This is a genomic window from Mesorhizobium sp. M7A.F.Ca.CA.004.06.1.1 (assembly GCF_003999135.1).
Classification (GTDB): Bacteria; Pseudomonadota; Alphaproteobacteria; order Rhizobiales; family Rhizobiaceae; genus Mesorhizobium.
In genome coordinates this window covers 1-5184 of record NZ_RZPQ01000419.1, presented here as the reverse complement: position 1 = coordinate 5184, position 5184 = coordinate 1, and the positions used below count along the sequence as shown (strand labels likewise).

Genomic DNA, 5184 nt, shown 5'->3' with positions numbered 1-5184 from the left:
GCCGGGCAAGCCCGCCGATGTCGACATTGGCGGGATCGAGATAGGAGAATTCGATGAGGTCGAAGCCGGCCTCCCTGGTGTTGGCCAGCGTGCGCTCGAGATCGGCCTGGGCCGAGCCCGCCGACCAGACGAAAGAATGGATTCCAATACGCGACATCATCGTCTCCGGTGCTGCGCATCGACCCCATTGGGGAACCGATGCCTGGACAAGACGTGCGGCCGGGTGATCCCGGCCGCACGCTGCTGAGGGACGTTTAGCGGGCCGCGGTCCAGCCCTTGTAGTCCTTCAGGTTCTCGGCCGTGATCAGCTTCGGGTCGAGCAGCACGGTCGGCTCCGCCGGCTTCTTGCCGGCCAGCAGTTCGGCCGCCATCGTCAGTGACTGGCCGGCCATCACGTAAGGATCCTGCGAGGCCGAGGCCTTGATCATCGAGGTGCCGGAGGAGAGTTCCTTCTCGATATCGGGCGCGCCGTCGACGGCGGTGAAGATGAATTCCGAACGGTTGAGCTGCTTGGCCGCAAGCTGGGCGCCGATCGCCGTCGGGTCATTGATGGCAAACACCGCATCGATCTTGTCGAAGCGGGTGAGCAGCGACTGGAACACCTTCAGGCCGCCGTCGCGCGAGCCTTCGGCATTCTGGTCGTCGGAGAGGATCTTGATGTCGGGATGCTGCGCCAGCACGTTCTTGCAGCCCTTCACCCGCTCCAGGATCGAGGACGATGCCGGTCCGTTGAGGATGACGTAGTCGCCCTTGCCGCCGGTGTGGTCGACCAGGTACTGGCAGGCCTCTTCGCCGGCCTTGACGTTGTTGGTCATCACGGTGACGTCGGCGCCCGGCGCCGAAACGTCGAAGGCGGCAACGACGATACCCGCGGCTTGCGCCTTCTTCACCGCCGGCGCGATCGCCTTGGCGTCGACGGCATTGAGCATGATCACGTCGACGCCGGCGGCGATGAACGAATCGACCTGCGAGACCTGCTTGTTGAGGTCATAGTCGGCCGATACCGAGGTCACCTCGACCTTCGGGTTGATCTTCTTGGCCGCGTCCTCGATGCCCTTGATGGTGGCGACGAAGAAGGGATTGCCGAGCAGGCCGACCGAGATACCGACCTTGTTGAGGTCCTTGGCCGAAGCAGGCGCGATGGCGAGCGACGCGAGTGCGACGCCGCAGAGCAGTTTGGCGATGGTCTTCATTGCTTTCCTCCGATTGCCCCGCGCCTCTCACGGTGCGTTACACAAACCGGTCGTTGACGCCGGCGACTAAGGTCAATCACGTTCTTGCTCCTGCCTGGAGCCTGTAGCGGTCGAGGGCGACCGCCACGATGATGACCAATCCCTTGATGATGTACTGCCAGATGTCGGAGACACCGGCCAAGATGAGCCCATTGGAGAGCACCGCGATGATCAGGCCGCCGATCAGCGTACCCCAGATCGAGCCGACGCCGCCGACGATGACGACGAAGAAGGCGTTGGCGAGATAGTTCACCCCCATCTGCGGCAGCACGATCGCCAGTGGCGCGACCAGTCCGCCGGCAAGCCCGGCGATGGCCGCGCCGAAGGTGAAGGCAATGGCGTAGGTACGCCGCGTGTTGATGCCGACGCCCTCGGCCATCTCGCGGTTCTGGATGACGGTTCGGATATCGAGGCCGAAGGGCGTCCGGCTGATCAGCAGGATGACGCCGAGCAAGGTCAGCATGGCGATGCCGATCAGGATCAGCCGGTAGGCCGGATAGACGGTGAAGACGAGATCGAGCGTGCCCTCGATCGGCGGCGTCACCGGCTTGGCGCCGAGGCCGAAGGTCAGTTCCAGCCCTTGCTGCAGGATCAGGCTGACGCCCCAGGTGGCGAGCACGGTCGAGACAGGCCTGGAATAGAGATGGCGGATGATGGCGAATTCGAGGATACAGCCGACCACCGCGCCGGCGATGGGCGCGGCGGCCAGGCCCAGCCAGAACGAGCCGCCCATGCTCTGGACGAAATAGACCGCGAAAGCACCGACGGTGACGAACTCGCCATGCGCCAAATTGGTCACGTTCATCAGCCCGAAGCTGATCGCCAGCCCGAGCCCGACCAGCATCAGGATGCTGATCAGCGTCAGCGCGTTGAGCAGCGTGGTGATGAGAAAATCCATCGCGTCAGGCCGCGCTTGCGAGACGTTGGCGCAGGCCGGCGAGCAGCCCCTCTGCGGCATCGATCGCAGCAGCCTGGTGTGGCTGCAGATCCTGCCCAGCCCACTCGTCGATATGGTCCGACAGCGGATCGACCACTTCGGTACGGTGATTGGCCAGCGTCTCGATGACGGCATGGCCGCAGAACGGCACATAACCTTCGGAGTAGCCGCCCTCATGGGTCATGATCAGACGCCCTTGCGAGGTCTCGGCGGCCAGCGCCACCATGCGCGCGGCGAGCCGCCTGAAGCATTCGCTGTTGAGCATCATGCGGCCGAGCGGATCAAAGCCTGACGCATCGAAGCCGGAAGCGACGATGACGAGGTCCGGTCTGTAGGCGCGCAGCGCAGGTGCGATGACGCGGTCGAAAGCCGCTTCATAGGCGCCGGTGCCGCTGCCCCCCGGCAGAGGTATGTTCATGTTGTAGCCTTTGCCGGCATCTTTCCCGTTGTCGGCCAGCGCACCGCGCCCGGTCGGGTAGAGATTGTCCTGATGCACGGAAATGGTCAGCACCGACGGGTCGGAATAGAACACCGTCTCGGTGCCGTTGCCGTGGTGCACATCCCAGTCGACTATCGCCGCGCGCCCGAGCAAACCTTCATGCTGCAGCCGGCGGACAGCAACGCCGATGTTGGAGAACAGGCAGTTGCCCATCGCCTGGTCGGGTTCGGCATGATGCCCCGGCGGCCGCGCCAACGCATAGGCATTGTCGACGCGGCCGGTCAGCACCGCGCGCATGGCGGCATAGGTGGTGCCGGCAGACAGCAGCGCGATGTCGAAGCTGTTGAGACCGATCGGCGCCTGTGGTCCGGCGAAACCGGAGCCACGTTCGCTCAGCATGCGGATATCGTCGACATGGCGTTGCGTGTGCACGCGCAGCAGGTCCTCGATCGAGACTGGCTCTGGGATGATCGGCACCAGATGACGCGACAGGCCACTGACCTGGATGAGGTTGTTCAGCCGGCGCTTCGAGCCGGGCGATTCCAGATGGCGGCCGGGTTCCACGAAACGGCCGGGCGGCATCATGTCGGCGCTGGGGCCGGTGTCGTGCCACATCAGCTGTTCGTGAAAAACGTAGCCTGTCGCCATCCGCAGCGTCCTCCGAAAACCAGGTGACGCTAGCAGGCTGACGATCATGTGGCCCGACCCGAAAGAGGGGTTGTGCCCGTTATTCTATACCCCTCCCTTCGGAGGGGGATGGGCGCCTGCTGACCCTTGCGCGGCGCGCACCGCCTGCACCCGGTTGGATACCGCAAGCTTGCCGAAAATGTTCTTCAGGTGCCATTTCACCGTGGTTTCGCTCACCGACAGCGCCAAGGCGATATCGCGATTGGACATGCCCTCAGTGAGATAGCGCAGCAGTTCGGCCTCGCGCTGGGTGAGCTGTTCCTTCTCAGCGGCTGGTGCGGCCAGCTTGCGAGTCGCGGCAGGCATTGTCTGCGCGGCGTCGATGATGCGCGTGGCATAGGCTGACAGTGCTGGATCGGTCTTTGCCTGGGCCGCACGCAGCCGCATCAACCCGTCGATAACAGGCCTTCCCTCGTCGACGAAGGAACGGATGAAGCCTGACGGCTGAGCAAGACGAAGTGCTTCGAGAAGATAACGGTCCGCCACGCGTTGGTCATGGGTGGCGCTGACTGCCTTGGCGCGCAGGATCAGCGCGAGGATATGGCGGCGCATGCGCCCGCTGCTTTTCGTTCGCACCAACAATTCGTCGAAAATTCGGGCGGCCGCGGCATAGGATTTCTCGGCCGTCAGCAGGCGGCCTTCGGCGAAGAACTCGAACTCGTTGGCTGTGGTGATGGCCATCGAAGCCTCGGTCCCTTCGCCGCGATGCTCGGTCAGCAGCGCGCGCGCCTCAGCATTGCGGCTCTGGTCGAGCAGCACGCGTATGCGGTCATGCACGATCATCGATGCCAGGCGGCGATACACCGTGCCGCGCACGCGTTGATAGACGCGCTCCAGCATATCCAATGCCGCTTCGGTGCGGCCCGTCAGCTGCAGCACGCGGGCATAGGTCGGCACGCTGGCCAGGGGATAGACGATGACCGCCGCGCCTTCGATCTGCGGTCCGAGATTCTCGACCAGCGTCAACGCCTCGCCCGACGCATTGGTCTCGTAGGCGAGTTCGGCAAGCAGCGTTCCGGCTAGGGCTTCGGCATAGGAGTTTGCACCGATCCGCGCCCTGGCTTCGATGATGGCGTTGCGCAGCAGCCGCTCTGCGGCGGGCAGGCGGCCCGCCGAACGCTCGATCACGGCCATGTAGCAATTGGCGATGGTGACGCCGAGCAGGCTGCCGCTTCGCTCGTGCGCCCGTCGTGCCGCGTCGATGGCGGCGCGGGCACCTTCGAGGTCGCCCAGCGCATAGAGGTTGTAGCCTATGACGTTGGCGGTCGCGCCCTCCATGAACCAGGCATCGGGCGCGATGACGCGCAGGGCCGCAAGGGCTGTGTCGCGCGCCTGATCGAACTGCTCCAGCGTGCTGTGCACGGCAGCGGCGAGGACCACGAGCTCGGCCTTTATCGTCGTGCCGGTCATGGTGCCCGGGTCACTGCCGTCGGCCGGTCCGGCCTCGACCAGCTTGCGCGCGTTGCTAAGCGTCTGCTGCGCAATCTCGGGTTGGCTGCTGTGCACCGCCAGCCACAGCACGACGAGTTGCAGCCGGATGCGCTGGTCAATCAGCGTCCTCGGCAGCAGCGCAAGCAACTGACGCACATAGAGGAGCTGGCACTGGGCGATGAGGTCGAGCGCATTGTTCTCGACGAACACCGCCGCGCGGGCCTGGTCGCCGGCGGCCAACGCGTGCCCGATCGCCTCTGTCAGCATCTTGCGCTCGCCGAACCATTCGGCGGCCGCCAGATGCAGCGGCGCGATCATCTCCGGTTCGCGCCGCTCCATTTCTCGGCTGAGGAAATCGCGGAACAGATGATGGTAGCGGAACCAGCGCCGTTCTTCGTCGAGCGGCACCAGGAACAGGTTGCGCGTCTCGATCTCGGTAATCGCCGCCTCGGCATCGG

Annotated in this window: 4 protein-coding genes and 1 pseudogene; all 5 read right to left on the bottom strand. The window is 64.7% G+C overall.

The window, feature by feature from the left end; translation table 11 throughout:
- Positions 1–157 (bottom strand): annotated as a pseudogene (locus tag EN906_RS39020) (sugar phosphate isomerase/epimerase); the annotation flags it as partial.
- 97 nt (positions 158–254) lie between these two features.
- Positions 255–1193, bottom strand: a complete 939-nt coding sequence (locus EN906_RS22245) for an ABC transporter substrate-binding protein (RefSeq protein WP_027038073.1) — start codon at positions 1191–1193, stop codon at positions 255–257.
- 76 nt (positions 1194–1269) lie between these two features.
- Positions 1270–2130, bottom strand: a complete 861-nt coding sequence (locus tag EN906_RS22240; protein WP_127375372.1) for a branched-chain amino acid ABC transporter permease — start codon at positions 2128–2130, stop codon at positions 1270–1272.
- Positions 2131–2134: 4 nt separating this feature from the next.
- Entirely contained in the window at positions 2135–3256 is a 1122-nt protein-coding gene (locus EN906_RS22235; RefSeq protein WP_127267844.1) for a class II histone deacetylase, read from the bottom strand.
- 84 nt (positions 3257–3340) lie between these two features.
- Positions 3341–5184, bottom strand: a 1844-nt coding sequence (locus EN906_RS22230) for a LuxR C-terminal-related transcriptional regulator (RefSeq protein ID WP_127375371.1), incomplete at its 5' end; no start/stop codon positions are given.

Bases quoted from the DNA above. Each gene is read 5' to 3' on its own strand.
- EN906_RS22235 (WP_127267844.1), bottom strand. From the start codon at position 3,256: ATGGCGACAGGCTACGTTTTTCACGAACAGCTGATGTGGCACGACACC.
- EN906_RS22240 (WP_127375372.1), bottom strand. From the start codon at position 2,130: ATGGATTTTCTCATCACCACGCTGCTCAACGCGCTGACGCTGATCAGC.
- EN906_RS22245 (WP_027038073.1), bottom strand. From the start codon at position 1,193: ATGAAGACCATCGCCAAACTGCTCTGCGGCGTCGCACTCGCGTCGCTC.